The organism is Hymenobacter properus (assembly GCF_015694735.1).
GTDB classification, from domain to species: Bacteria; Bacteroidota; Bacteroidia; order Cytophagales; family Hymenobacteraceae; genus Hymenobacter; species Hymenobacter properus.
Window position 1 is genome coordinate 738,841 of record NZ_JADQDP010000001.1, and the last position, 21,811, is coordinate 760,651.

A 21,811-nucleotide genomic window follows, 5' to 3' on the forward strand; every position below is an offset into this window, starting at 1 on the left:
TTGCTGCCTACAGCGCCTTCCGAATCCGCTCCTTCAGCCCCTCGGTGGCTTCGAGCAGGGGCAGGCGGGCGGCGGCACCGCACACGCCAAGGGCTTCTAGGGCAGCTTTCACGCCTACGGGGTTGCTTTCCTCATACATGAGCGGGTTGAGGGGCAGTAGGCGGAAAAGGCCGTCGCGCGCAGCGGCGAAGTCGCCGGCCAGGGCGGCGCGGGTCATGTCGGAGAAACGCTTGGGAAAGGCATTGGCCAGCACTGAGATAACGCCTTCGCCGCCGCAGGCAATGAGGGCGGGCGTGAGCATGTCATCGCCCGAGAGCAGCAGAAAGTCTTTGGGCTTGTGGGCGGCAATGGTCAGGCACTGCTCCATCAGGCCGCTGGCTTCTTTGATGCCGATGATGTTGGGGTGGTGGGCCAGGCGCAGCGTGGTTTCGGCGGTGAGGTTGGAAGCCGTGCGGCCGGGCACGTTGTAGAGAATGAGGGGCACGGGGCAGGCGTCGGCCAAGCGCTGGTAGTGGGCTACCAGGCCGGCTTGGCTGGGCTTGTTATAGGCCGGGCTGGCCGAGAGCACCGCGGCCACACCGTGCAAGTCGGTGCTGCGAAATAACTCTACGGCATCGGCTGTGTTGTTGCTGCCGATGCCGTACACCAGCGGCACGCGGCCAGCCACATGCTCTTTGGCGATGCGCAGCAGCTCGGCTTTTTCGGCCACCGTGGTGGTGGGCGACTCGCCGGTGGTGCCATTGATAACCAGGTATTCCACCCCGCCCTCGATGCAGAAATCGAGCAGGCGGCGCCAGCCGGTGTAGTCTACCGCGAAATGGTCGGTGAAGGGCGTAATCAGGGCGACGCCGGTGCCGTGAAAGCGCGGAAGCTGGGTGCCGGAGTTGTTCATGCCAGGGGTTTGGGAGTTAGTTTTGTGGGCTGCAAAAGTAGCAGGTGGGGCACGTTTTACTGGCTCGCACTTTCCCAAACGTCATGCTTCGCTGCGTTTCGCTTGACGCAGGGTAGAATTGTTTTTGTTTTTCTTCCTCCCTCATACCCTTCTGCGAGGCCCGGCTTCGCGCATTTCATGAAATTTCTTTCCGCTCCCCTCCTGCTGGCCGGCCTGACGCTAGCCGCTTGCGACACCAAAACCGCCACCACCGGCGAAGCCGCCACCAGCGCCGCTACCGTCGAGAAAGCCGATACCGCCGCCACCGACCCGGCCGCTGCCGAAACCTCCGGCACCAAAGCTATTGCGGCCGACGAGGCCAACGCCACTCCCGCCCCCGACCCCAAAACCATTCCGGCCAGCAGCGCCGGCAATGCCGCGGCCATTCTGGCCCGCCCCCAGGTGCCCATCCTCTGCTACCACCAAATTCGGGACTGGACGGCCCGCGACTCCAAGGGCGCCAAGGACTACATCATTCCCGTGGCCCAATTCAAGGCCCAAATTAAGATGCTGGCCGACAGCGGCTACCACACCATCTCGCCCGACCAGCTCTACGCGTACATGACCACCGGCGCCAAACTGCCGAGCAAGCCCATCATGCTCACGTTTGATGACACGGACTTGGACCAATTCACGGTGGCGCGCCCCACGCTGGAGCAGTACGGCTACAAGGCCATGTACTTTGTAATGACCGTGAGCCTGGGCCGCCCCAACTACATGACCAAGGCCATGGTGAAGCAGCTCTCCGACGAGGGCAACGTCATCGGCTCGCACACCTGGGACCACCACAACGTGAAGAAGTACCAGGGCAAGGACTGGGAAACCCAAATCGACAAGCCCACCAAGACGCTGGAGGAAATCACGGGCAAGAAAATCGTGTACTTCGCCTACCCCTTCGGCCTCTGGAACCCGCAGGCCTTTCCCGAGCTGAAAAAGCGCGGCTTCGTGGCCGCTTTCTCGCTGGCCGAAAAGCGCGACCAGAACGACCCCATGTTCACCATCCGTCGCATCATCGCCAGCGGCTACTGGTCGCCCAAAACGCTGCGCAACAACATCGTGCAAAGCTTCTAGCCCGCATGATATCAGGCAAACGTTTTTAAAAACGTTGACTACAGAAAAAGCCCGGCTGCTTAGCAGCTGGGCTTTTTCATACCTGTTGGTTGGTGTACACCTAGCGCCAGGTTTATTCCTGATATTATTAAAAAGCAATTTTCAGAGGCGCTTACGGTTTTACCAGTGCTTCATTCTTTTTTCCACTTCTATCCGGGGTTCCTTCTGCATGAAACAGTTCTTAAAACAATTACTATTGACAGGTGTAGCCGCTTCCGGTGTGCTGCTGGCTACCAGCGCCCAAGCACAGGTGTCCTTTGGCCCCCGGGTAGGACTGAACGTTTCCACGTTGAGCTACGACTTTGACACCGAGACAGAGCCTACCTCCAAGTACAAAGCCGGGGCCCAGGTTGGGGTTAGCCTGAATGCGCAGTTTGGCAAACTATCGGTGCAGCCGTCGCTGCTTTTCACCATGAAAGGCAATAAATCTGAAATAACAGACAGCCAGACGTACCCCTCCAACGGTCAGACGTTTACCTCAACGTACCATAGAAATCAGACCTTTAACCTCAATTACCTCGAACTACCAGTAAATTTGGTGTACAGCACGAACGGTGCCGAAGGCGGTTTCCAGGTTTTTGCCGGACCGTACGTGGCTATGGGACTTGGCGGCAATACCAAGGCCGATTTCACAGAAACTAACTCCGTTGGCGGGGTCACCCAAACTCAATCGGGCTCGTTCGATGTGGATGTTGCTTTTGTAAACGAAAAAGGCAATGGTGACAAAGCCTATTTGCGGCGGTTCGACGCGGGCTTCAACTTCGGCATTGGTTACAAAATCGCAGGCATTCAGGCACAAGCAGGCTACGGCTTGGGTTTAGGCAATCTTTTTCCCAATGATAAGAACGACCCAAAATCAGAAGACAAATTGCATAACCGCGGTTTTCAAATTGCGGTATCGTATTTCTTGCAAAAACCTTAATCCACTCGCCAGGTCTTTGCCGGTGTGACGCCGGCACGTTTCACGGCCCTGCTGGAAAAGCAAAAGCTTCGACAAATAGCCGAAGCTTTTGCTTTTCCAGCAGGGCCGCTTTCTACGATACGCCTCTTTCTAATGCTTTAGAACAACGAACCTTGCACGCCAGGCTCATTTTTAGCCGGAGCATCAATAGCAGCATCAGCGGCCGGCGCTTCGTCGGGGTTGGGCAGCAGGGCCATTAGCTCGCTTTCCGAAATGATGGGCACTTTGAAGCCCAGCGCCTTTTCGCGCTTGGCAGGGCCCATGTTGTCGCCGGCCACCAGGTAACTCAGCTTCTTGCTGATGGAGCCGGTTATTTTGCCGCCGTTCGAAATAATGAGCTGCTGGAGCTCGTCGCGGCTGTGGTTTTCGAAAACGCCCGAAATCACAAACGTGAGGCCCGCCAGGCGGTCGGAGGCCGGCACGGGAGCTTCGCCGGTCACGGCCAGCTGCACGCCGGCTGTGCGCAGGCGTTCAATCAGCTCGCGGTTTTCGGGCTGCTGGAACCAGTGCGCCGCGTGTTCGGCAATTACGCCGCCTACTTCGGGCACGGCGGCCATTTCCTCGGCCGAAGCCGCCATCATGGCGTCGATGCTGCGGTAGTGGGCCGCCAGCTTCTGGGCCACCGTTTCGCCCACGTAACGAATGCCCAGGCCGAACAATACCCGCGGAAACGGCACCTGCTTGCTGGCCTCAATGCCGGCAATGAGGTTGTCGATACTCTTCTCGCCCAGGCGTTCCAGCGTCACCAGCTCGGCCCGGCGGGCCGGCAGGTCGTAGATGTCGGCCACAGTTTTCACCATGCCCAACTCGAAGAAGCGGCCCACGGTTTCGGCCCCCAAGCCATCAATATTCAGCGCCTTGCGCGACACGTAATGCTCCAATCGGGCCTTGAGCTGTGGCGGACAGCCACGCTCGTTGGGGCAGCGGAAATGGGCCTCGCCCTCGGGGCGCACCAGCGGCGTGCCGCAAGCCGGGCAATTGGTGGGGTACTTGATGGGCACGGCCTCGGCGGGCCGGGCGCTGAGGTCCACGCCGGTGATTTTGGGAATGATTTCGCCACCTTTCTCTACGTACACTGTGTCGCCGAGGCGCAGGTCGAGTAGCTCTATCTGGTTAGCATTGTGCAGGGTGGCGCGCTTCACTACGGTGCCGGCCAGCGGCACAGGCGTGAGCATGGCCACCGGCGTCACGGCCCCGGTGCGCCCCACGTTGTAAATCACCTCGTTGAGACGGGTGCGGGCGGCCTCAGCGGGGTACTTGTAGGCAATGGCCCAGCGCGGGCTCTTGGCGGTGTAGCCCAACTGGTCCTGCTGGCGCAGGTTGTCCACTTTGATGACGATGCCATCGGTGGCCACCGGCAGGTCGAAGCGCTTTTTGGCCCAATGGTGCACGAAGTCGAGCACCTCGTTGATATTGGCCGCCCGCCGCCAGGTGTCCGACACCGGCAGGCCGTAGCGACTCAGGGCTTCTAGGGCGGCGCTGTGGCTGGCGAAATGCCGGCCCGGCGTGAGCAGCGCATAAGCGTAGAAGCGCAGCTTGCGGGCAGCCACCTGGCTGGAATCCTGCAGCTTGAGCGTGCCGCTGGCGGCGTTGCGCGGGTTGGCCAGCAGGGCCTCGCCGTTTTGCTCGCGCTCGGCATTCAGCTCGTCAAACACCGGCAGGGGCATAAACACCTCGCCGCGCACTTCGAAATCCTGGGGCTGGTCGGGGCCGGGGCGCAGGGCCAGCGGCAGGGTGCGAATGGTGCGCACGTTGGGCGTCACCACGTCGCCTCGGGTGCCGTCGCCGCGGGTCACCCCTTGGGTGAGTTGGCCGTGCTCGTAAGTCAGGCTCATGGCCACACCGTCGAATTTCAACTCGCACACGTAGCTGTAGGGCGCCCCTTCCAGCCCGCGCTGCACCCGCTCGTCGAACTCCCGCAGGTCGTCTTCGGAGTAGGTATTGCCCAGGCTGAGCATGGGGTAGCGGTGCACGGCCGTCGGAAACTGCTTGGTGATGGTGCCGCCCACGCGCCGGGTGGGCGAGTTGGGCTGGGCCAGGTCGGGGTGCTCGGTTTCCAGCTGCTGCAACTCGGCCAGCATGGCGTCAAACTCCTGGTCCGACACCTCGGACACGTCGTTTTGGTAATACTGGTGGTTGAGGTGGTGCAGCCGCTCGGTGAGGGCCTGGATGCGTTGCTGGATGGCAGGCGTATCGGGCATGGATGGGGCGCCGGAAGGCAAAAGGTCTGGTAAACTTCTGCTGCAAGCTACGGCAGCATCTCAAAACGGTTAGGCAATAAAAAAGGCCGCCTCAACGGGCGGCCTTTCCAGCGGTTTCAAAGTCAGTGGCTAACCTTAGTTCACCACGCGCACGCCATCGGCCAGGAAAGTGAGCTGCTGCTCGTCCTGCGTGATGGCGGCCACTTCCTGGTCCGACTTGCCGGCATCCTTAGCGTAGTGCTGCAGTTCGGCTTTGGGCACAGTGCTGCGGTAAGCCCAGCCACTCACCACCACGTCGTGGCCGCTCAGGTCCTTGGGCACGAAAAACGCGTAATCCTTGAAGCGCACGCGCATTTCCTTACCGTCGGCCGTAGGCAGGGTCATCCAGCAGCCTTTGGCCTGGCACACGGCCGAGGCTTTGCCGGTCAGCTTCACCTGGGCCGAGTCGCGGGTGCCGAGGGCGGTGGGCAGGGCCGTCATGGGCAGGGCGCCGTCGGGCGAGATGGCCGCGCCGTATGTCTGGCCGGGTGTGGCGGGCGCAATGCTGGTGCTGGGGTGGCCTTCGCCTTCTTCGCCGGCTTCCTCGTCCTCGTTGGCGCCCTTGGGCACGTCGGCGTTGTGGCCGTTCACTTCCTCCTGTCCTTGGGGCACGGGCAGCACCGGGTTGATGGGCGCCGAGGGGAACAAGCGGAAGTACGCCAGTATCAGCACGAGGACGACGGCGAAGGATATCAGAAATTTCATAGACTTATGAAGGTGAGGTTTTAAAACTAGCAGCACGCGGCATTGACGCCGCACGCCTTATTGGTTGATGACGACGGCCTTGCGCAGCTTGCGGGCGTAGGTGATGCGGCGCTCGGCGCCGCCCGCGCCCGTGTAGTCGAAGCCCACGGCGGTGGGGTCTTCGCGCAGGGCGGCCCAGGTGTTGGTGTCCATTTCGGCGGGCTGCTCGGCGCCGGCCGGCACAGCGGGCTGCATAAAGTGGGCGTCGGCAAAAAAGGCATTCATACCCTGCAGGATGGCAATTTCCTGGTCGCGCACGCTCGACGCCTGCGGGTCGCTGAGGGCCTTTTCGCTCAGCAGGGCACGGGCCGGAATCACCTCGTGGCGCAGGGTGTCGCCCTTGCTGCTGGTCACGATGAGGTGGGCCTGGGCCGTGAGCACCCGCGGGCCACGCAGCTGCAGGATGAAGTTATCCTGGGTGTTGGGGTCCGAAAATGTATGCGTCGTGCTCACGGTGTTCAGCACGGTTTTGCTGCCCACCCGCACCCGGGAGCCGGCGGCCGGCGGGGTGTAGGTGGTGCGCGGGTCCACGCTGGAAGTGCTCACTTCGCGCTCCGTGCTCACGCACGAGGCCAATTGCACGGCCAAGCCGGCGGCCAGCACCCAACCAGCGGTTCGTTTGAATGGTAGTGTTTTCATGAAAGATGCCCGGCGCGGGATGTGGCCGGGCGCACGAAGGTAAGGTATGTGAGGGAGGCCGCAGCCATCTGCCACGGCAGGAAAGGCCTTGCGGCGTCGGGATTTTTACGAAAAACTTAAATCGTTGGGTTTGTACCCCGCTAAGCACATATCAGAATAAACCGATTTCCAGGCCCAGCGCCCAACGAGGCAGCTCGGGCCAGGCCGCAAAGGCCGGGCCAAAAGCCGACGTGAGGCGGTAGCGGCCCACCAGGGCGTAGCGGTCGAAGCCCAGACGGGCGCCCGCGCTGCCCGACCAGCGCCGCAGGTACGGCAAGCCCCGCTCCGTGGTTTCGACTGAGCCGATGCCGGGCGCGGGCTCGTCTTCGGTGCTGTGGGCCGTGGCGGCTACCCAGCCACCGCCGGCCAGCAAGTCAAGGTAGCTGCCCACGGAGTTGCCGCGCCGGCCAGCGTTCAGCCGGAGGCTGATTTCCGAATACAGCTGGTGCAGACTCAGGCCTTCCTCGCGGTGCTGAGTGGCATTGGGCACCACCTTATGGTCGGTTTGGGCCAAATCGAAATGCTGGAAGGCATAGCCCAAATCCAGGTTCAGCGCCACCAGCTGGCTGAACCGCACCTTGAAGCGCCCCCCGCCCCGCAGCTCCGCCGAGGCCAGGCCCGAACTCAGCTCGGCGCCGCGGCCGGCCGGGCCGGCCAGCACCGCATAGCCTAAATAGGCGTGCCCAAAGTAGCGGCGGTTGGGCCCGAAGGTGGTTTTGATGGTGTCGTCGGCCACGTTGGCCTGCACCAGCACCTGCTGGGCCCGCGCTTGCGGCAGGCTGGCCAGCGCCAGGGCCGCCACGGCTAGCAGGCGGCGCCCCTGGTCTCTGGGAGCTTTTTGCAAAACCTGGCTCCAAATCCGTTGCAAGGAGTTCCTCTTCATTCCGAATACGTGCCGGTATAGCCTTTAAAATGCACGCGCAACACATCACCGCCGCGCAACAACCGGCGCGGCACCTGCACGACCAGGCGCTGCGTCACGGCCCGGGTTTCGTAGCGGCGCAGCACGCCCCGCCGGTCGGCCAGGTTCCAGTAGAGGTAGGCCGGGTAGTTGGGCTCGGGCAGGGGGTTGAGCGGGGCGCTGCCGGGCGCCACGGGCTGCTCGTGGCCTACACGCGGCACCGAATTGTCATTGGTTGGTTTGCCCTCGGCTGGCGGCGTGAGGCTGGGCAGCACGGCGCCGCTCTGCTCGGCCACCAGGGGCAGCATTTCGGCCGGCCGCAGGGCCGCTTCAGGGCGAATTACCACGGCCACTAGGCTGTCGTGGGGCACAAAATCGAAGGTTGGGGTCGAAACCGGCGCCGCTGCCGACACTGCAAAATGCGCCAGCCGCGGCCGGCCAAACCCGTGGGCATAATCAAAATAAGGGTACAGCTCGGCCGATTTTTCCAAGGCGCGAAACACCTGCATGGCCGTGAGCTGCCGGTTTTTCTGCCACAGGCAGGCCGCGAAGCCCGCCACCAGTGGCGACGAAAACGAGGTCCCCTCCAGCCGTTCGTAGTCATCGGTGGTAGTGGTGAGCACGATGCCGAAGGCGGCCAGGTTGGGCTTGGGCCGGCGGTCGGCGGTGGGGCCGTAGGAGCTGAAATCGACGTGCAGGCCGGTTTCGGGGTCGAGGCCGCCCACTGCCAGAGCCGAGTCGGCGTCGGCCGGCGTGCCGATGCGCACCCAGTCGTCGTCGCCGTCGTTGCCGGCGGCGCTCACCACCAGCAGGCCCTTGCGGGCGGCCAGATTGGCGGCGCGGGCAATCAGGCTGCGGCGGCCGTCCATCTGCTCGGGGAAGTAGCGTTGCTCTGTGTAGGCCAGCGAAGAATTGATGATGTCGGCCCCCAGCCGGTCGGCCCACTCCACGGCGGCCAGCCAGGCTTCTTCCTCGGCGTACCGCTCGCGGTGCAGCTGCTCGGTGCGGGCCAGCAGGTATTCGGCGGCGGGGGCCAGGCCCAGGGCCGGCCCCGGCTCGCCGGACGGGCCGGGCAGGCGGCCAGTGAGGCAGCCCAGCACCTCGGTGCCGTGGCTGCCGCCCACAAACACGTTGTCGGTGCCCCGCAGAAAGTCGTGGGCAGCCACAATGCGCTTGCTGGCCATCAGCTCCTGGAAAGCCGGATGCGTGGGCACGCCGCGAAAGCCCACGTCAAACACAGCAATGCGCATCCCCTGCCCTTCCAGGCCGGCGGCGCGCAGCGCGGGGCCGTCGAGGTGGGCCGTCTGCCGGCGCGCCAGCAAAAAGTCGTTCGACGTTAGTGGCTTGTGCGGCGGAGGAGTCATTTGCTGCGCCTTGCCCTTCGGTGCGTGTGCAGCCACTTGCACCGGCTGATAGGGCCACGCTTCTACGGCACGCACGCCCGGGAGGCGGCGCAGCGCGGCGGCTTGGGTGCTGGTGGCCCGGCACGCCACGGCGTTAAACCAGCGGCTCTCCAGTGTGAGGGTATCAACCCGCGCCCGAACGGCCGCCACATAATCGGCCCGCACGGGCAAATCAGAAGCTTCGTAGGCGGGCAGATGCTGGCGCCGGCGGCGGGCCCGGGCCTCGGGCGAGAAGTACTGCTTGGGGTTGAACCGAACACCGTCCTTATCGCGGAAGGTCACCCAGTAGCGTTCCGGCAGCTCGGGCTGAGGGACTTGTGCCCCAGCCGGACGTAGCAGCGCCAGCCCCACCAGCCCGCCCAAAGCCCAATGCGCCCCCGCTTTTATCAACCGTTTGCTCACAACGTCTTACAATCCGTACTTGCTCAACAAGTAAATCAGCGCGGCCATGCTGGCACCGCCCAGTTCCAGTTCGCGGCGGTTCACCTTGTCGAAGGTATCAGCCGCCGTGTGGTGGATGTCGAAGTAGCGCTGCGAGTCGCACTTGTAGCCAATCAAAGCCTTGGGGTGCACGGCTTCTTTGAGGGGGCCAATGTCGGTGCCGCCGTGGCCGGCCGTGATTTCGTCGGCGTGGTAGGGCCGGAACAGCGGCGCCCATTTGGCCACTTTGGCCAACGTGGCCGCGTCGGCCTCCAGGGTGAAGCCGCGGGGCGTAAACCCGCCCCCGTCTGATTCAATGGCGGCCACGTGGGTTTCCTTGTTCTCAGCCGCCAGGCGAGCGTACTCGGTGCCGCCGCGGGCCCCGTTTTCCTCGTTCATAAACAGCACGGCGCGCAGGGTGCGCTCGGGCCGGAAGCCGGTGGCGCGCAGCAGGCGCAGGGCTTCCATGCTTTGCACGCAGCCGGTGCCGTCGTCGTGGGCGCCCTGGGCCAGGTCCCAGGAATCGAGGTGGCCGCCCACGGTGATGATTTCATTGGGGTATTTGCTGCCCCGGATTTCGCCCACCACGTTGTAGCTTTTCTCGTCGGGCAGGGTCACGCACTCCAGTTCCAGCTCGAATTGCAGGTCGGGGTTGGCCTTGAGCAGCTGGCTGAGCTGGTCGGCCGCGTTGGTGCTGAGGGCGGCGCCGGGGATGGTGGCGGGCCGCATGGTGCCGGTGTGGGGGTTGTCGTCGCGGGCGCTGGTCATGGAACGCACTAGGGCGGCCACGGCGCCGCGCTTGGCCGCTTCGGCCGCCCCCAGGGCGCGCTGCTCCACGGCCCCACCATAGGCCGCGCCGGGCTCGATGAGGGCATCGTTGAACGGCCGGTTAAAAAACACAAATTTGCCTTTCACGGCGGCATCGGGCAGGTTTTTCAGCTCGTCGAAGCTGTGCACTTCCACTACACCGGCCTTGAGCTTGCCACCGGTGCCCACCGAGCCACCCAGCGCGCACACCGGCACCTTGATGCCCTTGTCTTTATTGCCCACAATCTCGCCGCGCTCCTTGCTGCCGCGCACCCAGTGTGGCACCATCACCTCCTGCAGATAGACGCGGTCGAACTTCGCTTTTTCCATGGTGGCTTTGCCCCATTCCACCGCCATTTGGGCCTGCGGCGAGCCCGAAAGCCGGGCCCCGATGTTGCCGGTGAGGTAGCGCAGGTTGTCGTAGCTCTCGCCGCGCAGCAGGGCTTCGTCGAAGATTTTGCGCAGGGCCACGGAATCGGAAACGGGTGCGGCGGCCGCTTGAGGTGCAGCGGCGGGCGCGGCGGTAGAGGCTTTGGTTTTGGCTTTTTTACGAACCTGGGCCTGGCCAGGAGCCGCGGCCAGCAGCAGGCCGGTGGCAAGCAGAAGGGATAAGGATGGGCGCATAACCACGAAGAACGCAACTTTTACCGGAACCCGCCGCGCCCGGCCTCAATCGGCGGCCCGCCACAGGCCCCGCTCGCGCAACATGCGGGCCACCGCCGATTCGGGGTTGAGCAGGGTCAGCAGTTCGGCCCACTCAATGGTCATGGAGTTGGTGCCGTCGACGTAGCCGCCGATTTCGTAGTCGCCGTATTGAAACACCAAACCCTTCTCTTCCAGCCCAAATCCGCTCTCGGGCAGGGGTGCAAAGGTCACGCCGGGGTAGTCGGCCGTTTGTCGCAGGGCGTCGGCCGGGAAGTCCTGCTCCGTGGCCAGGTGCCGCGTGAGCAGGTGGCACAGCACCCGCTCAGCCCCCGGCCGCAGCAAGTCGGAAATGGTTAGAAATTCGCCTGCCTTCAGGTCGTACACCTGCCACTCGATGCGGTGGCCGCCGTGCGCGCCGCCGCTTTAGTAATAGCTGGCACTGTTCCAGCTCAGCAGGCCGTGGTCATTGAAACTGACGTTCAGCCACTCGGAATCTTCCAGCGCAACCGGCGAGGTATACTCCCGGTCGGGGTCGGGCTCGCCCACCATTTCATGCATGGCGGCCATCGTTCGGGCCAGCCGCTCGGCTGGTGGCGGGCATTGCAACGCCGCCAGGGCCGGGCGTAAGCTGTCGGGGCCGATGAAATGCAGTTAGTGGCGGCTCAGGGTGGCTTGCGCCTCGCAATCGGCTTTCGGGCTGGCTTTGGCACCCACGCAGCGGGCTTTCCACTCCGGAAACCGCAAGAATAAACTGTCGATTTTTATTACCTCCTCCCCTACTATCTCATAAGGCACGGCGGTCAGTTGGCCGTTGGCGTCGCGGTAGTCTTCGCGGAGCTCAAAGGGCAGCTTGGTCCCGGAAAGGCCCGTCCAGGTGCCGCGCAGCACTGGCCCCGGCGGCCCCTCGGCCTGCCAATGCCCCAGGCGGGTGGCCGAAGCAGTGGTGTCAGCTTCTAGTAATTGAAGAGGACGCCGCATGCTCACTACCTGCCAGTTGCTCAGTACATGCACCTGAGTTGGATTACCGTCGAACCGGCAGATGCCTGTGCACATAAGCGGCGCATTGTCCTGGGACTCGTCCCGGTCGATGGACAGCTCGACGGTGATGCGCTGGCCGCCCAGGGTGCCGCGGTAGCGGTGGCTGCCCATAAAAAGCTGCGGCCCGGCGCTGGGGGCACCGGGCCGTTGGGCCTCAAGAGTGTGCAGGGGAACGCCGGCCAGGGCGGCCAACAGCAGCCAAAATAAGGACTGGGGTCGAAGCGCGGCCACGCAGCTTAGTTCTGCGGTGCGGGCGCTGGCGCTGGTGCCGGCGTGGGTGCCGGTGCTGGCGCCGGTGCGGATGCTGGCGTTACCATAGCAGTTTTGGTTTTGACCTTGGTTTTCACCTTGCGCTCGGCGCCGTAGCCGCGCGTTTCCACGATGGGCTGCATGCCCTCGGCTGTGCGCACGGTGAAGAGGTACTCATATTCGTTCTCGCCGATTTCTTCGACGGGCGGAATGGCGCCAAAATCGTCAATCAGCGACAAAATCGTGTTGGAGTGGCCCACCACGACCACCGACTTGCCGGCGTACTCCTTCAGCACCCGGTCTGCTAGGTCGCGCCCGCGGCGGGCATCGTACACCTGCGGCTCCAGCTTGAGGGCGCTAGCCAGGGGCTCCAGGGTGGCGCGGGTGCGCTTGGTGTCAGTGGTGAAAAGGGCCGCGGGGTGGCGCTTTTCCAGCGTCTGGCGCAGGGCCTGGGCCCGGGCCTGCCCCAGGGCCGACAGGGTGGGGTCGGCGGCGTCGGAGGTAGAATCTTTTTCGGCGTGGCGCACGATGTAAACCGTGGTCACGACGGGCTTGGCTTTGTCTTTGGTTACCGTTTTGGTTTGGGCCTGGGCCGAACCCGTGGCCAAACCGGCGAAAGCGGCCAGCAGCGCGAAAAAGCGAAAGGGAAAACGTACCATCATAACTGAACTATAGAACGGGAAGAGTTGCTCAAGCAAATTACACCACAAACGCGGAACCGGCACCCGAGTTACCTTCATGCAGCCTTCAGCCGGGCTTGCCGTATGTTGCAGCACCAACCACTGCTTACCACCCCCGTCCCATGCACGTTCTGCTCATCGAAGACGAAAAAAGCCTGCACCAGGAAATGCGCCAGTTTTTGCTGCAAGCCCAATACCTGGTCGACTCGGCCTACACGTACGCCGAAGCCTCGGAAAAACTGTACGTGAGCAGCTACGATTTCGTGCTGCTGGATTTGGGCCTGCCCGGCGGCGACGGCCTGGATTTACTGAAGGAAGCCCGCCTCAACGAAAACCAGGAGGCCTCCTTCATCATCCTCACCGCCCGCGGCGCCCTCGACGACCGGATTCGCGGCCTCGACCTCGGGGCCGACGACTACCTGCCCAAGCCCTTCTCGCTGCTGGAACTCACCAGCCGGATGCAGGCCATCACGCGGCGCAAGTTCAACCTAAAGCGCCCCGAAATCAGCTTCGGCCAGGGCTTTAGCATGGACCCCAACGCCCGCATTGTGCGCCACGGCAGCCAGGAAGTGCCCCTCACCAAAAAAGAATTCGACCTGCTGCACTACCTGCTGCTGCACCGCGGCCGGGTGCTCACGCGCCTGCAGCTGGGCGAGCACCTGTGGGGCAACGTGCTGGAAGACGATTCAGACTCCAACTACATCGACGTGCACATCAAGAACGTGCGCAAGAAGCTGGCCCAGTTCGGCTCGGCCGATTTCCTGGAAACGGTGCGCGGCATCGGCTACCGGGCAGCGGAATAGCTTGGTGCTGAGAAGTTTTGCAGGTCGTCTGTCATCCTGAGCGGAGCGAAGGACCTTATCGCGGCTGAACAGCTTGCAGTAATTAATTACAGCAGCAAACGTGATAAGGTCCTTCGCTCCGCTCAGGATGACAGACGACCTTTGCACTTCATTCAACTTCCATCCCCTATGCGCCTCGAAGCCAAGCTCGCCATTTCCAACGCCGTCTCGAAGCTGCTGCTTGTGCTGCTGGGGGCGCTGGTGATTCCGCCCATTGTGCAGCAGGTGGCCGTGGCCCACACCGACGCCCACCTGCGCGAGAAAAAGCGGCTGGTGCAGGCCCTTATCGCCCGCGACGGCCTGCAGGCCTTCGAGCGCGGCGAGCGGGCTGAAACGTATGCCGACTATAACATCTTCAAGCAGGAATACATCACCCTCACGCCCCTGCCCGAGGGCACGCCGCTGCCGCCCGAGCGCATTTTTGAAGAGCCCCGGCAGGTAGACCAGCAGGTGGAGGACTTTCGCATTCTGAGCTTTGCGCTGCCGGCGGGCGGACTGCACCAGCACGCGTTTCGGCTGGAAATTGGCTCGTCGCTGGAGACGGTGGAACTGCTCACGGCCACGCTGCGGCAGCTGGCGCTGTGGGTGCTGGTGGCGGCCTCGTTGCTCACGGTGGTGAGCGACGCGGCGGTGGCCCACTACCTGCTGGCGCCCCTGCGCGAGCTAACGGTGCGCAAGCTGCGTGGCATCCGGCAGCCGTCGGATTTCAATTTTGACGTCATTGACACGCAAACCACCGACTTTCGGCGGCTCGACGACCGGCTGAACTCGCTGATGCGGCAGGTGCAGTCGGCCTTTGCCAAGGAGCGGGAGTTTATGAGCAACGTGAGCCACGAGCTGCTCACGCCAGTCAGCATTCTGCAGTCGCGCTTCGAGAACATGCTGCAAGACCCCACCCTGCCCGAGCAGCACGCCCAGCAAATAGTGGAGTCGCAGCGCACCCTGCACCGCCTGCGCAACACCGTACGCACGCTGCTGCTCATCGCCAACATCGAAAACGAACAGTACTTGCGCGAAGAATCGGTGCGCCTCTCCGACGTGGTAGCTGACGTGGCCGAGGAGCTGGACGACCGCCGCCAGCAGCGCGACATCGACTTGGAAATAGACATTGCCGGCAACGACGTGCGCCCCCACGCCAACGCCAGCCTGATGCACACCTTGCTACGCAACCTGCTCAGCAACGCCGTGAAGTACAACCACGAGGGCGGCCGCATCCGGGTGCTGGGCCGGCCCGCAGCCAGCGGCGGCTACACCCTGCGGGTGGAAGACAGCGGCCCCGGCATCGCGGCCGAAAACATCCCCTACCTGTTCGACCGCTTCCGGCGCTTCAACTCCAACGCGCCGGGCGCGCCCGAGGGCTACGGCCTGGGCTTACCCATTGCCCAAACCATAGCCGGCTTCCACGGCGCCACGCTGCGGGTCGAGTCGACGGTGGGCCAGGGCACTGCCTTTGTGCTCGATTTTGGTCCCAACGTGAGCCCCGCAGCCGCTTTCATGCCGTCTTCATAGGGTCCGCCTGAACTTTGGAGAGTAATTCAACCTCTCGTGCGTATTCTGTTGAAAATCCTCGTTCCGGGCTTGCTGCTGGTACTGGCCGCAGCAGTAGGCGCCGAAGTAGTGGCCCTGCACCGCGCCGCCCTGCCCGCATCGGCCCCGCTGGCGGCGCCCGTGGTGGTGCGCAAAGCGCCGGACCTGCTACCTCCGCCCAAACTCGTGCGCCCCTTGCCCCCGCCGGGTGCCCGCCACCGGATGGCCAAGGTTCGGTAATCCTTTAATTCTTAATTAAAAAAAGCCCCCGCATTGTTGATGCGGGGGCTTTTTTGTGGGTCAACGGCCTTAGTTCGGATTTGCCACGCCGTAGTCCTCCGGCGCTACGGGCTGGGGCGGCACCGCTTCTGCGTTGGCCTCGGGCAGGGGCAGCTCCCAGCGGCGGCTGAGGTCGGCCAAGCCCTGCGCGGCAGTGAGGTCGAACTTACAGGGCACCACCGAGACGTAGTTGTGGGCCAGGGCCCATTCGTCGGTGTCGGTGCCGGGGTCGAAGTTTACAAACTCGCCGCGCAGCCAGAAGTAGGGGCGCTGGTAGGGGTCGAGGCGGCGGTCGAATTCTTCCTGCCATTTGGCGCGGGCCTGCCGAGCGAGGCGCAGGCCGGCAATGGGCGTGGTGGACTTCTTAGGGATGTTCACGTTGAGGGCCGTGCCGACGGGGACGCCGTGTGCCAGGGCGTGCTGACATACCTGGCGCACCCACTCGGCGGCGTGCGAGAAATCGGCCTTCGGGCCATAGTCGCACAGCGAGAAGCCCACGGCAGGCAGTCCCTCGATGGCCGCTTCGATAGCCGCCGACATGGTGCCCGAGTACAGCACGTTCACCGAAGAGTTGGAGCCGTGGTTTATGCCGGATACTACGAGGTCGGGCGTGCGGTCTTTAAGCACAAAGTGCTTGGCGATTTTCACGCAGTCGGCGGGAGTGCCGGAACACTCGTAGGCCTGCACGTCGGGGCCGAAAATGGGGTTTTCGGTGAGGCGCATGGGGTGGCCAATGGTGATGGCGTGGCCCATGCCCGACTGCGGCGAGTCGGGCGCCACCACCACGACTTCGGCGCCGAGCCCGTGCACGATTTCGACCAGGCAGCGGATGCCGGGAGCGGTGATGCCGTCGTCGTTGGAAACCAGAATAAGGGGGCGTGATGCGGACATGAGAAGATTTGAAAGTTGAAAGAGCCGGCTGCGAAGGTAACGGGCAGCCGGGGCGGGTGGTTTTTGTTTACGGTTCAGCTTCGTTCTTTGCGCCCTAAGCCTCAACAACGTTCCTTCCATGCTCCGTACCAACCGCTACCCCGCCCACGACTTTGGCCTGCTGATTATCCGCGTGGGCATCGGCATTATGTTTATGTTGCACGGCTACCCCAAGCTGGCAGGTGGCCCCGCGGCCTGGGCCGAAGTGGGCGGCGTGATGGCCAAAGTAGGGCTGAACTTCGCACCCGCGTTCTGGGGCTTTCTAGCGGCGCTGGCTGAGTTTGGCGGTGGGGCGCTGCTGGCACTGGGGCTGCTGTGGCGCCTGGCTGTGCCGGCCTTGCTGTTCACTATGATAATGGCCACCGTGATGCACCTGAGCAGCGGCGACGGCTTCAATGGCTACGCCCACGCACTGGAATCGACGCTGCTGTTTGCGGGGCTGCTGCTGGTGGGGCCGGGGCGCTACAGCCTCGACGAGAAGCTGTTTGGAGGACGCCGGTGGTAACAGGGCCGGCCGGTAGCGGGCGCGTTGTTCCTTTGCGGCTATGTTTTGCTTTCTGCTCGCTTCGTTCATGTCCCTTGCCTCCACTCCCGCCCCGGCGCCCGCCTGGCGCACGCCCTTCGAAAACGACCCGGCCGGCAATACCACGGCCACCTACGCCGAGTGCGTGGCCTACTACCAGAAGCTGGCCGCTGCTTACCCGGCGCACCTGCACCTGGCCGAGGCCGGCCCCACCGACGCCGGCCAGCCCCTGCACGAAGTGGTGCTGAGCGCCGACGGCGACGCCGACCCGGCCAGCACCCGCCGCAAAAACCGGCGCATCCTGTTCATTCAGAACGGCATCCACCCCGGCGAGCCCGAGGGCATCGACGCCAGCATGATGCTCACCCGCGACCTGCTGCAGCACAAGTCGCTGCTCAAGCTGCTCGATAAAGTCACCATTGTGCTGGTGCCCGTCTACAACATCGACGGCATGCTGAACCGCAACGCCACCACCCGCGTGAACCAGAACGGGCCGGCCGCCTACGGCTTCCGGGGCAACGCGCGCCACCTCGATTTGAACCGCGACTACATCAAGCAGGAGTCGCGCAATGCCCGTTCGTTTGCCCAGCTTTTCCAAAAGTGGCAGCCCGATGTGTTCGTGGAAACCCACACCTCCAACGGGGCCGACTACCAGTATACTATGACGCTCATTGCCACCCAGCACAGCAAGCTGGCGCCGGCCTTGGGCTCGTATCTGCAGGGCCAGCTGCTGCCGGCTCTGTACAAAAGCATGGAGCAAAAAAAGTGGCCCATGACGCCCTACGTCGACTTCGAGGGCCAGACGCCGGAGAGCGGCCTGCAGGCATTTCTTGAGAGCCCGCGCTACTCCACGGGCTACGCGGCGCTGTTCAACACCATCGGCTTCATGCCCGAAACGCACATGCTCAAGGCCTACGCGCCGCGCGTGCACTCGACGTATGATTTCCTGAAAACCGTGCTCGAAACCGTGGACGCGCAGGCGCCCGCCCTGGCCGCCGCCCGCGCCCAGGCCGCCGCCGACATGGCTGCCCAAGCCACCTTCCCGCTCACCTGGGCCCTCGACGACAGCCAGCACGAAACCGTGCAGTTCCGCGGCTACGAAGGCAAGATGAAGCCCAGCGAAGTAAGCGTCCAGCCCCGCCTGTACTACGACCGGGCCGCGCCCTTCACCCGGCCAGTGAAGTACTTCAATACTTTTAAAGCCACCACCACGGCCACCCGCCCCACGGCCTACATTCTCCCCAAAGCCTGGGCAGAAGTGGCCGACATTCTGCGCCGCAACGGGGCCACGCTGGAACCGCTAACCCGTGAGGTGACCATACCGGTCGAAACCTATTATTTCGAGGATTTTAAAACCACGCCCAAGCCTTTTGAGGGGCACTACGTGCACAGCCAGGTAAGCCTGCGCACGGTGCCGGAAACAACAACTTTCCACCCGGGTGACCTGGTGGTGTACTTGCAAGAAGGCGCCCCTATCCGCTACCTGCTGGAAACGCTGGAGCCGCAGGCCACCGACTCCTTCTTCGCCTGGGGCTTCTTCGACAGCGTGTTGCAGCAGAAAGAGCATTTCTCCGACTACGTGTTTGAAGACCTCGCCGCCGACCTGTTGCGCCGCGAGCCCGCCCTGCGCGAGCGGCTGGAAAAGCTCAAGCACGACAACCCCGCATTCGCCGCCAACGGCCGCGCCCAGCTCGAATGGGTGTACCTGAACTCGCCCTACCATGAGCCCGGCCACAACCGCTACCCGGTGGCGCGCTGGCTGGGCGCAGGGAAATTGTGAGTTAAGAGTTAGGGGTTGAGGGCGTCTGTCCTTCTGAGCGTAGCGAAGGACAGGCGCCCTCAACCCCTAACTCTTAACTCAAATGCTGCCAGCCCCAGCGCAGCAGCACGTAGCTGCCCCAGGCCACCAGGGCCAGCAACCCGGCCGTGAACAGTAGCAACAGCAGCACCAGCCCCTTGCCGCTGCCGCTGTGCCGGCCTTCGGCGTAGTGGCGGCGCAGCAGGGCCACGTTGCGCTCATTGCTTTTGTAAGCAAAGTCGAACACGTTGCCGAGGATGGGAATGCCGCCCACCACGGTATCGATGAGGATATTGAGGGCCATGCGCACCACCACGGCCCCGCTGGCGCCGTGCCGGAACATGGTGATGAGCAAAGCCACCGATACCACTGTACTCGACGCATCGCCCACGATGGGCAGCAGGCCCAATAAAGGGTCGAGGCCGAAGCGGAAGCGGGTGCCGGGCAACCGAAACTGGCTGTCCATGAGCCGGGCAATGCGCTCGACCCAGCGCAGGCGCTCATCGGCATCGAAGGTGGCGGGGACGGCGGATTGGGTGCGGGGGAGCATTGTGCGGACTTTGGAGCTTGGTACGCAACCGCGGCGCGAACGGCTGCCTCAGGGGCGGCTCTGCATGACCGAGCTGACTTACAAAACTGCGTTTACCTACCTTTCGCTATGCCCTACCAGCCCTTCGACGTTCCCGAGCCCTTGCGTTTTGCCATCAAAGGCTTTTGGCACAACAGCATCGAATTTGCCGAGTTGCCCGCGGGCTTTGAGGTGCTGCCGGACGGATACGCCGAAATCATTTTCCATTTTGGCAGTGCCTGTAGCATCGCCACCCCCGACGGCCTGCGGCCCCTGCCCTCCCCTTTTCTGATGGGACTGCTGGGGCAGCCGGTGACGTTACACGGAGCCGGCCGGGTGGAAGTTATCGGCATCAAATGCTTTCCCTGGGCCGTGTTTGAGCTGCTGGGCCTGCCCGCAGCAGGGCCGGGCGGCGTGCGTCACCTCGAGCACTCCATTGCGCAGCTGCACGCCCCGCTGGCTGCCTGCCTGCAAGCCGGCCAGGTAGCCGAAGCGCTGGTGTTGGCCGCCCGGTATTTCGAGCAGCTGCCTTTGCCAGCCGCGGCCGACAACGTGTTGGCCAAAGCGGGCAAAGCCTTGCGCGCGGCCAAAGGCACATTGCCCGTCCGTGAGGTGGCTGCGGCGGCGCACGCCACGGTGCGCACCCTGGAGCGAAAATTCAAGGAGTCGTCGGGCCACACGGTGAAAGACGTTTCAGGGCTGATACGCTTCGAGCAGGTGCGCAACCAACTGTGGCTGCGGCCCGAAACGTCGCTGGCCGGCTTGGCGCATGAGTTGGGCTATGCCGACCAAGCGCACATGAGCCGGGATTTTCGGCGCTACAGCGGCACCACGCCTGCCGCCTTTGCCCGCCACGCCCGGCACCTGCGCCTGGCGGCCACCCCCGATTTTGTCGCGTTTCTACAAGCCTGAGGCAGGGGCCTGCTGGAATTTTGTGTTGCAAACATCCTCTTGAAAAGCAACTCAGACCCTCATGCAATCTGCAATTAATCAACCTGTTTACGATGTCGTCATTGCCGGTGCCGGGCCGGTAGGCTTGTTCTTGGCCTGCGAGCTGGCGCTGGCGCGCTGCTCGGTGCTGGTGCTGGAAAAGGCCGACAGCCCGCACTCCCCCCTGAAGCAGTTGCCACTGGGGCTGCGCGGGCTTAATGCGCCTTCGGTGGAGGCGCTGGACCGCCGGGGGCTGCTGGCCGAGCTAGAGGTGCCCAAGCGCCTGAAAACGCCGCACTTCGCCCCAACTCCCAGCCCCGGCCCAACGCCCCGGGGAGGCGGCCACTTTGCCGGCATCCCGATACCGGGCAATAAAATTGACTTCACCCAATGGCCCGAGCGCCTGCCCAGCTCAACCAGCAACCAGTTGTTTGCCGAGATGGCCGAACTAGAAACCGTGCTGGCCCGGCGCGCCGAAACCCTGGGCGTGAGCATTATGCGCGGGGTGGCCATCACCGGCCTGAGCCAGACTGCCGCGGGCGTGACGCTGCAGGGCGGCGGGCAGGCGTTTGCGGGCCAGTGGCTGGTGGGCTGCGACGGTGGCCGCAGCGCGGTGCGCAAGCTGGCCGGATTCGATTTTGTGGGCACCGAGCCCGAGTTCACCGGCTATTCTCTCCTAGTCGACTTCCTCGACCCGGAAAAGCTGCGGCCGGGCCGCAACGTGACGCCCACCGGCATGTATATGCAGTCGCAGCCCGGCTACCTGATACTGCAGGACTTTGATGGCGGTGCCTATCATCGCGCTGGGCAGCCCATCAGCTTGGTCCACGTGCAGGAGTTGGCACGCCGCATCTCGGGCACCGACGTTACCCTCACAGGTCTGCACCTGGCTTCTACCTGGACCGACCGCGCCCGGCAGGCCACCGCCTACCGCCACGGCCGCGTGCTGTTGGCGGGTGATGCCGCGCACATTCACGCGCCGCTGGGCGGCCAGGGGCTCAACCTCGGCTTGGGCGATGCCATGAACCTCGGCTGGAAGCTGGCAGCCACCATCCACGGCCAGGCCCCCGCCGGCTTGCTCGACAGCTACCAGACCGAACGGCACCCAGTCGGCGCCAAAGTTCTCGACTGGTCGCGCGCCCAGGTAGCCATTATGCGCCCCAATCCGGCCGCGCAGGCACTCTACGCCATCATGAGCGACCTGATGGATACGCCCGACGGCGCCACCTACTTTGCAGGCCGCATCTGGGGCCTGCGCACCCACTACGACCTGGGCGGTACCCACCCGCTGGTGGGCCACAGCGCGCCCAACTTCGCGCTGGCCGACGGTTCTACCTTAGGCGAGCACCTGCGCGGCGGCCATGGCTTGCTGCTCGATTTTGAGGCTAATGCGGACCTGGCATCTTGGGCCAGCCGGTTTAATGGCAAGCTCAAATACGTGGCGGCTCCGGCGGCCGAGCAGTTGGGCCTGCGCGCGGTGCTGGTCCGGCCCGATGGCATCGTGGCCTGGGCGACGGAGTGTGAGCCGGATGTGGAAGAGCTTGGGCAGGCTGCTGCGCGCTGGTTTATGGACAAAGAAACGCTCGCCGTCCAGATGGCATAGCGGC

Annotated in this window: 22 protein-coding genes; 9 read left to right on the top strand and 13 right to left on the bottom strand. The window is 63.8% G+C overall.

Features of this window, described 5'->3' with window-relative positions; translation table 11 throughout:
• Positions 1–7 precede the first annotated feature (7 nt).
• Positions 8–892: a 4-hydroxy-tetrahydrodipicolinate synthase gene (dapA, locus tag I2I01_RS03230; protein WP_196284971.1), complete on the bottom strand. Its 885-nt coding sequence runs from the start codon at positions 890–892 to the stop codon at positions 8–10.
• A gap of 177 nt (positions 893–1,069) precedes the next feature.
• Here dapA and I2I01_RS03235 point away from each other — a divergent pair, with 177 nt between their 5' ends.
• Positions 1,070–2,002, top strand: a complete 933-nt coding sequence (locus I2I01_RS03235) for a polysaccharide deacetylase family protein (protein WP_196284972.1) — start codon at positions 1,070–1,072, stop codon at positions 2,000–2,002.
• Positions 2,003–2,210: 208 nt separating this feature from the next.
• The gene (locus I2I01_RS03240; protein WP_196284973.1) at positions 2,211–2,963 is read left to right on the top strand and encodes a porin family protein; all 753 of its coding nucleotides are present in this window, start codon (positions 2,211–2,213) and stop codon (positions 2,961–2,963) included.
• Positions 2,964–3,100: 137 nt separating this feature from the next.
• Here I2I01_RS03240 and ligA read toward each other — a convergent pair whose 3' ends face one another.
• From ligA to I2I01_RS03290, 10 genes are all read right to left on the bottom strand, one after another.
• Complete coding sequence (ligA, locus tag I2I01_RS03245; RefSeq protein WP_196284974.1) at positions 3,101–5,203, bottom strand: NAD-dependent DNA ligase LigA; 2,103 nt, start codon at positions 5,201–5,203, stop codon at positions 3,101–3,103.
• 135 nt (positions 5,204–5,338) lie between these two features.
• Positions 5,339–5,947, bottom strand: coding sequence for a DUF4920 domain-containing protein (locus tag I2I01_RS03250; protein WP_196284975.1), 609 nt, complete (start codon positions 5,945–5,947; stop codon positions 5,339–5,341).
• A 57-nt stretch (positions 5,948–6,004) separates the two neighbouring features.
• The gene (locus tag I2I01_RS03255; RefSeq protein WP_196284976.1) at positions 6,005–6,625 is read right to left on the bottom strand and encodes a hypothetical protein; all 621 of its coding nucleotides are present in this window, start codon (positions 6,623–6,625) and stop codon (positions 6,005–6,007) included.
• A gap of 151 nt (positions 6,626–6,776) precedes the next feature.
• The gene (locus I2I01_RS03260; RefSeq protein WP_196284977.1) at positions 6,777–7,547 is read right to left on the bottom strand and encodes a hypothetical protein; all 771 of its coding nucleotides are present in this window, start codon (positions 7,545–7,547) and stop codon (positions 6,777–6,779) included.
• Complete coding sequence (locus I2I01_RS03265) at positions 7,544–9,370, bottom strand: S8 family serine peptidase (protein ID WP_196284978.1); 1,827 nt, start codon at positions 9,368–9,370, stop codon at positions 7,544–7,546. The genes I2I01_RS03260 and I2I01_RS03265 overlap by 4 nt, the downstream gene beginning before the upstream one ends.
• Before the next feature lie 6 nt (positions 9,371–9,376).
• The gene (locus I2I01_RS03270; RefSeq protein ID WP_196284979.1) at positions 9,377–10,819 is read right to left on the bottom strand and encodes a M28 family peptidase; all 1,443 of its coding nucleotides are present in this window, start codon (positions 10,817–10,819) and stop codon (positions 9,377–9,379) included.
• A gap of 45 nt (positions 10,820–10,864) precedes the next feature.
• Positions 10,865–11,224, bottom strand: a complete 360-nt coding sequence (locus I2I01_RS03275) for an RsiV family protein (protein ID WP_196284980.1) — start codon at positions 11,222–11,224, stop codon at positions 10,865–10,867.
• 39 nt (positions 11,225–11,263) lie between these two features.
• Positions 11,264–11,407, bottom strand: a complete 144-nt coding sequence (locus I2I01_RS03280; RefSeq protein ID WP_196284981.1) for a hypothetical protein — start codon at positions 11,405–11,407, stop codon at positions 11,264–11,266.
• An 84-nt stretch (positions 11,408–11,491) separates the two neighbouring features.
• A complete protein-coding gene (locus tag I2I01_RS03285; protein WP_196284982.1) occupies positions 11,492–12,109 on the bottom strand; it encodes a hypothetical protein in 618 nt (205 codons plus the stop codon).
• A gap of 5 nt (positions 12,110–12,114) precedes the next feature.
• Positions 12,115–12,789 (bottom strand): phosphoglycerate mutase family protein, encoded by a 675-nt coding sequence (locus tag I2I01_RS03290; RefSeq protein WP_196284983.1) that lies wholly within the window; start codon positions 12,787–12,789, stop codon positions 12,115–12,117.
• Positions 12,790–12,929: 140 nt separating this feature from the next.
• Here I2I01_RS03290 and I2I01_RS03295 point away from each other — a divergent pair, with 140 nt between their 5' ends.
• The 3 genes from I2I01_RS03295 (at position 12,930) to I2I01_RS03305 (ending at position 15,416) form a co-directional block, all read left to right on the top strand.
• Positions 12,930–13,610 carry a response regulator transcription factor gene (locus I2I01_RS03295; RefSeq protein WP_196284984.1) on the top strand — a complete coding sequence of 227 codons (681 nt, stop codon included), beginning with the start codon at positions 12,930–12,932 and terminating at the stop codon, positions 13,608–13,610.
• Between the two features lie 168 nt (positions 13,611–13,778).
• A complete protein-coding gene (locus I2I01_RS03300; RefSeq protein ID WP_196284985.1) occupies positions 13,779–15,158 on the top strand; it encodes a sensor histidine kinase in 1,380 nt (459 codons plus the stop codon).
• Positions 15,159–15,206: 48 nt separating this feature from the next.
• Positions 15,207–15,416, top strand: coding sequence for a hypothetical protein (locus tag I2I01_RS03305; RefSeq protein ID WP_196284986.1), 210 nt, complete (start codon positions 15,207–15,209; stop codon positions 15,414–15,416).
• A 69-nt stretch (positions 15,417–15,485) separates the two neighbouring features.
• On the opposite strand, the gene surE is transcribed toward I2I01_RS03305, so the two are convergent.
• Complete coding sequence (surE, locus tag I2I01_RS03310; RefSeq protein WP_196284987.1) at positions 15,486–16,346, bottom strand: 5'/3'-nucleotidase SurE; 861 nt, start codon at positions 16,344–16,346, stop codon at positions 15,486–15,488.
• Between the two features lie 118 nt (positions 16,347–16,464).
• On the opposite strand from surE, the gene I2I01_RS03315 reads away from it, so the two are divergent.
• Both I2I01_RS03315 and I2I01_RS03320 read left to right on the top strand, forming a co-directional pair.
• Positions 16,465–16,890: a DoxX family protein gene (locus tag I2I01_RS03315; RefSeq protein WP_196284988.1), complete on the top strand. Its 426-nt coding sequence runs from the start codon at positions 16,465–16,467 to the stop codon at positions 16,888–16,890.
• 67 nt (positions 16,891–16,957) lie between these two features.
• Positions 16,958–18,688 (top strand): M14 family metallopeptidase, encoded by a 1,731-nt coding sequence (locus I2I01_RS03320; protein ID WP_211537793.1) that lies wholly within the window; start codon positions 16,958–16,960, stop codon positions 18,686–18,688.
• A gap of 73 nt (positions 18,689–18,761) precedes the next feature.
• On the opposite strand, the gene I2I01_RS03325 is transcribed toward I2I01_RS03320, so the two are convergent.
• Positions 18,762–19,256, bottom strand: coding sequence for a DUF4112 domain-containing protein (locus tag I2I01_RS03325; RefSeq protein WP_196284990.1), 495 nt, complete (start codon positions 19,254–19,256; stop codon positions 18,762–18,764).
• 108 nt (positions 19,257–19,364) lie between these two features.
• On the opposite strand from I2I01_RS03325, the gene I2I01_RS03330 reads away from it, so the two are divergent.
• Together I2I01_RS03330 and I2I01_RS03335 are read left to right on the top strand one after the other, a co-directional pair.
• Positions 19,365–20,186, top strand: coding sequence for a helix-turn-helix domain-containing protein (locus tag I2I01_RS03330; protein ID WP_196284991.1), 822 nt, complete (start codon positions 19,365–19,367; stop codon positions 20,184–20,186).
• Between the two features lie 61 nt (positions 20,187–20,247).
• A complete protein-coding gene (locus tag I2I01_RS03335) occupies positions 20,248–21,807 on the top strand; it encodes an FAD-dependent monooxygenase (RefSeq protein ID WP_196284992.1) in 1,560 nt (519 codons plus the stop codon).
• Positions 21,808–21,811: the final 4 nt, after the last annotated feature.

Bases quoted from the DNA above. Each gene is read 5' to 3' on its own strand.
- dapA (WP_196284971.1), bottom strand. From the start codon at position 892: ATGAACAACTCCGGCACCCAGCTTCCGCGCTTTCACGGCACCGGCGTC.
- I2I01_RS03235 (WP_196284972.1), top strand. From the start codon at position 1,070: ATGAAATTTCTTTCCGCTCCCCTCCTGCTGGCCGGCCTGACGCTAGCC.
- I2I01_RS03240 (WP_196284973.1), top strand. From the start codon at position 2,211: ATGAAACAGTTCTTAAAACAATTACTATTGACAGGTGTAGCCGCTTCC.
- ligA (WP_196284974.1), bottom strand. From the start codon at position 5,203: ATGCCCGATACGCCTGCCATCCAGCAACGCATCCAGGCCCTCACCGAG.
- I2I01_RS03250 (WP_196284975.1), bottom strand. From the start codon at position 5,947: ATGAAATTTCTGATATCCTTCGCCGTCGTCCTCGTGCTGATACTGGCG.
- I2I01_RS03255 (WP_196284976.1), bottom strand. From the start codon at position 6,625: ATGAAAACACTACCATTCAAACGAACCGCTGGTTGGGTGCTGGCCGCC.
- I2I01_RS03260 (WP_196284977.1), bottom strand. From the start codon at position 7,547: ATGAAGAGGAACTCCTTGCAACGGATTTGGAGCCAGGTTTTGCAAAAA.
- I2I01_RS03270 (WP_196284979.1), bottom strand. From the start codon at position 10,819: ATGCGCCCATCCTTATCCCTTCTGCTTGCCACCGGCCTGCTGCTGGCC.
- I2I01_RS03280 (WP_196284981.1), bottom strand. From the start codon at position 11,407: ATGGCCGCCATGCATGAAATGGTGGGCGAGCCCGACCCCGACCGGGAG.
- I2I01_RS03290 (WP_196284983.1), bottom strand. From the start codon at position 12,789: ATGATGGTACGTTTTCCCTTTCGCTTTTTCGCGCTGCTGGCCGCTTTC.
- I2I01_RS03295 (WP_196284984.1), top strand. From the start codon at position 12,930: ATGCACGTTCTGCTCATCGAAGACGAAAAAAGCCTGCACCAGGAAATG.
- I2I01_RS03300 (WP_196284985.1), top strand. From the start codon at position 13,779: ATGCGCCTCGAAGCCAAGCTCGCCATTTCCAACGCCGTCTCGAAGCTG.
- surE (WP_196284987.1), bottom strand. From the start codon at position 16,346: ATGTCCGCATCACGCCCCCTTATTCTGGTTTCCAACGACGACGGCATC.
- I2I01_RS03315 (WP_196284988.1), top strand. From the start codon at position 16,465: ATGCTCCGTACCAACCGCTACCCCGCCCACGACTTTGGCCTGCTGATT.
- I2I01_RS03320 (WP_211537793.1), top strand. From the start codon at position 16,958: ATGTCCCTTGCCTCCACTCCCGCCCCGGCGCCCGCCTGGCGCACGCCC.
- I2I01_RS03325 (WP_196284990.1), bottom strand. From the start codon at position 19,256: ATGCTCCCCCGCACCCAATCCGCCGTCCCCGCCACCTTCGATGCCGAT.
- I2I01_RS03330 (WP_196284991.1), top strand. From the start codon at position 19,365: ATGCCCTACCAGCCCTTCGACGTTCCCGAGCCCTTGCGTTTTGCCATC.
- I2I01_RS03335 (WP_196284992.1), top strand. From the start codon at position 20,248: ATGCAATCTGCAATTAATCAACCTGTTTACGATGTCGTCATTGCCGGT.